Genomic DNA, 3,883 nt, shown 5'->3' with positions numbered 1-3,883 from the left:
CCGCTGGTCTATCGCCAGTCGGCCTGGACGCGGTTGACCCATTGGCTGTGGGCGCTGTGCCTGTTCTTCCTGCTGCTCAGCGGCCTGCAAATCTTCAACGCCCATCCCGCGCTCTATATCGGGCAGGAATCGGGCTTCGACTACGACAATGCCGTTTTGCGCATCGGCGCGGTCAACAGCCAGAGCGGGCCGCGCGGCCGCACCACGGTGCTGGGGCGGGACTTCGACACCACCGGCGTGCTGGGGATGAGCGGACCGGCCGAGCGGCCCAGCTTCACCGCCTTTCCGGGCGCGCTGACCATTCCCTCTTATCGCGACCTGGCCACCGGACGGGTGGTGCATTTCTTCTTTGCCTGGATTTTCGTCGGCACGCTGTTCGTCTGGCTGGCGGCGAGCCTTTTCAACGGGCATTTGCGCCGCGATATCCTGCCCTCGGGGGAGGATCTGCGGGAACTGCCCGGCGACGTGGCCGCCCATGCGCGATTCCGGCTCGGCAAGGGGCGGCGCTATGGTCCGGTGCAGAAGCTGAGCTATTTTCTCGTGCTGTGCGTCCTCTTCCCATTGATCATCGCCACCGGTCTCACCATGAGCCCGGGCCTTAATGCGGCCGCGCCCTGGATGCTCGATCTGTTCGGAGGGCGACAGACCGCGCGGACCATCCATTTCCTCGCCATGCTGACGCTGGTGATCTTCTTCATCGTCCATATGCTGATGGTGCTGGCGGGCGGACCGCTCAATACACTGCGCGCCATGGTGACGGGCTGGTATCGCACCGGCCCCGGCACCCCGCCCGGCCAAGGAGACAGGCCATGAGCCGGCTTATTACCCGCCGCAATTTCCTCTCCGCCTCGGTGGCGGCCGGCTCGGGGCTGGTGCTGGCCGGGTGCGACCAGTTCGATTTCCTCGGCCAGCGCGGCCATCCCCTGCGCCAGGCCATGGAACAGGCCAACGTGCTGACCTATCGGGCGCAGCGGGCGCTGATCGGCGATGCCGTGCTGGCGCGCGAATATGCCGCCAGCGAAATCCGCCAGGGCATGAAGCCCAATGGCTCGGTGGAACCCTCGACCCCGGAATATCTGTTCCTGCGCATGCAGGATTTTGCCGGCTATCGGCTGAGCGTGAAGGGGCTGGTGGAGCGGGAGGTGAGTTTTTCGCTGGATGAATTGCGCAACATGCCGGCGCAGAGCCAGATCACGCGGCATGACTGCGTCGAGGGCTGGAGCGCCATTGCCAAATGGACCGGCACGCGGCTGGGGCCGCTGCTCGACCTGGCGGGCGCGAAGCCGCAGGCGCGGTTCTGCGTCTATCAATGCTTCGACAATATCCAGCGTACGCCCATGGGCGACATACTCTACTATGAAAGCTCGGACCTGATCGACGCCTATCATCCGCAAACCATCCTGGCCTATGGGCTCAATGACCAGATGCTGCCGGTGGCCAATGGCGCGCCCATTCGCCTGCGCATCGAGCGGGCGCTGGGCTACAAGCAGCCCAAATACCTGCACACCATCGAGCTGGTGGACGATCTTTCCGGCTTCGGGCAGGGCAAGGGCGGCTATTGGGAAGACAATGGCTACGATTGGTACGGGGGGATCTGAGGGGCGCAACCCCGCCATGCATGGCCAAAATCCGCAATTTTCTTGCCAAGTGGGCGCAACTGCCCCATATGAGGGCAGCGTTGCCGCCCGTGATGGCGGCAAACGGACTTCTCTTCTTATCCGCGAGCGGTGAGCGGCGAAGTCGACCCAGATGCAGTGATGTCCGGGTTTGAGCCAGCACCCGCGCGATATTCCCTATCGCCCGATTGCCATTTTGTGCTGCCGCCTTTGGGCCGGCGGTTTTCCGCGCGCTGGATTATCCTGCGCGCCATCCGCGCCTTTTGGCGCAGAAAGACATATTCCGTGAGTGATTTTACTTCCCTCGGCCTGCCGCAAATTCTCATCGGCAGCCTGACGGCCGGGGGCTTTACCACCCCTACCAAGATCCAGAGCCAGTCCATTCCCAAGCTGCTCGAAGGTCGGGACATGATGGGTATCGCCCAGACCGGTTCGGGCAAGACGGCGGCGTTCGGCCTGCCGATCCTGGCCGGTATCCTGACCCTGAACGGCCGGCCGCGGCCGCTGACCACGCGGGCGCTTATCCTGGCGCCGACGCGCGAGCTGGCAGTGCAGATCGACGAGAATATCCGTAAATTCGCCGGCTCGAAGATGAAGCTCGATACCGTGCTGCTGCTGGGGGGCGTGTCGCGCTACCACCAGGTCAAGAAGCTCGAACGCGGCGCCGATATCGTGGTGGCGACGCCCGGCCGCCTCAAGGATTTGATGGACGACGGCAAGATCCGCCTCAATGAAACGCGCTGGCTGGTGCTGGACGAGGCCGACCGCATGCTGGACATGGGCTTCATCGCCCCGGTGCGCCACATCGTCAAATCCATCGGCATGAAGCGCCAGACCATGATGTTCTCGGCCACCATGGCGCCCGAAGTCGCCGATCTGGCCCGCACGCTGCTGCAAGACCCGGTGCGGGTCGATGCGTCGGTCGCCGGCTCCACCGTGGTCAAGATCGACCAGCGGGTGATCCTGTCCGGGGCCAAGGCCAAGCGCGGCGTGCTCAACGAGTTGCTGGCCAGCGACGAGGAGAAGATGGAACGCGTCATCATCTTCTCGCGCACCAAGCACGGCGCCGACCGCGTGGCCAAGAATCTGGAGATCGACGGCCATCGCGCCGCCGCCATCCATGGCAATAAGAGCCAGAATGCCCGCCAGGCCGCGCTCAAGGGCTTTGCCTCGGGCGAGGTGCGGATCCTGGTCGCCACCGACATTGCCGCACGCGGCATCGACGTGCCCGGCATCACCCATGTGGTCAATTACGAACTGCCTGATGACCCGGAAAATTACGTCCATCGCATCGGCCGCACCGGGCGCAATGGCGCCACGGGCATTGCCATCACGCTGTGCGACGGCACCGAGCGCACCAAGCTGCGCGATGTCGAGCGGCTGATCCGGCGCACCCTGCCGGTGAGCGGGGATCTGCACACCGCCAACGACACCGGCGTCACCGAAGCGCCGCGCAAGCCGGCCGGCCGGCCGGGCCCGCGCTCGGCCCGCAATCCGCGCGCCGCGGCGGCGGTGGACCGCCGTTCGCCGGCCGAGCGGCGTCCTTTTGCCGAATTTGGCCGCGAGACGGCCGGAACGGCCCAGCCCGAGGGCAAGAAGCCTGCTGCCGGCAAGGCCAAGCCACGCTGGAACAAGGGGCAGAAGGAAGCGGCCCGCCAGAACCAGAATGGTCGCGCCAATGCCGGCAACCGTCCGCGCAAGCGGGCCGCTGCAGAGGCGTAAAGACGAGGGCGGCCTGTGGGCCGCCCTTATGCTACCGAGGCGAGGGAGAGGATATCGCGGCTGGTGTCGGCTTCGCCGGTGGGGGCGAGGCGGCTGAGGAAGGATCTGGCCCAATCCTCGACATTGTGGCGCTTTGCGGCGGCCATCAGCCCCTGCCAGCGGCGCCGGCGCTCAGGCAAATCCATATCGAGCGCCATGCGCAGCGCTTCGGCGGTTTCATCGGTATCAAAGGGATTGACCAGAAGGGCATCCTCGAAAATCTCGGCGGCGCCGGCAAAACGCGACAGCACCAGCACTCCCGGATCGCCGGGATCCTGCGCGCCGACAAATTCATGGGCCACCAGGTTCATGCCGTCGCGCAGCGGCGTCACCAGCCCCACCCGCGCCAGCCGGTAAAGCCCGGCGAGGCTGGGCTGGCCATAGGCGCGCTTGACATAGGTGAGGGGCTGCCAGTCGGGCTCGGCAAAACGGCCCATGACGCGCCCGCAGGCGGCATCGAGCGCGGCGCCGGTGTCCTGATATTCGGGAATGGTGTCGCGTGAGGG

The 3,883-nt window shown here is 65.7% G+C and carries 4 protein-coding genes; 3 read left to right on the top strand and 1 reads right to left on the bottom strand.

The features are described 5' to 3' along the window. Nucleotides 1-3: 3 nt before the first annotated feature. The 3 genes from VDP82_RS15220 (at nt 4) to VDP82_RS15210 (ending at nt 3,338) form a co-directional block, all read left to right on the top strand. On the top strand, nt 4-813 hold the full coding sequence (locus VDP82_RS15220) for a cytochrome b/b6 domain-containing protein (protein WP_323015678.1): 810 nt from the start codon (nt 4-6) through the stop codon (nt 811-813). Further along, nucleotides 810-1,598, top strand: a complete 789-nt coding sequence (locus tag VDP82_RS15215; RefSeq protein WP_323015677.1) for a molybdopterin-dependent oxidoreductase — start codon at nt 810-812, stop codon at nt 1,596-1,598. The genes VDP82_RS15220 and VDP82_RS15215 overlap by 4 nt, the downstream gene beginning before the upstream one ends. Nucleotides 1,599-1,901: 303 nt before the next feature. Then, nucleotides 1,902-3,338: a DEAD/DEAH box helicase gene (locus tag VDP82_RS15210; protein ID WP_323015676.1), complete on the top strand. Its 1,437-nt coding sequence runs from the start codon at nt 1,902-1,904 to the stop codon at nt 3,336-3,338. Between the two features lie 26 nt (nt 3,339-3,364). Here the strand turns inward: VDP82_RS15210 and VDP82_RS15205 are convergent. Further along, nucleotides 3,365-3,883 (bottom strand): trehalose-6-phosphate synthase (locus VDP82_RS15205; RefSeq protein ID WP_323015675.1); only part of this gene is annotated, 519 nt, incomplete at its 5' end.

It is taken from the genome of Devosia sp. (assembly GCF_034675085.1).
Taxonomy (GTDB): domain Bacteria; phylum Pseudomonadota; class Alphaproteobacteria; order Rhizobiales; family Devosiaceae; genus Devosia.
The sequence above is the reverse complement of the archived record's forward strand: the minus strand, read 5'-3'. Positions and strand labels throughout refer to the sequence as shown.

Bases quoted from the DNA above. Each gene is read 5' to 3' on its own strand.
- VDP82_RS15215 (WP_323015677.1), top strand. From the start codon at position 810: ATGAGCCGGCTTATTACCCGCCGCAATTTCCTCTCCGCCTCGGTGGCG.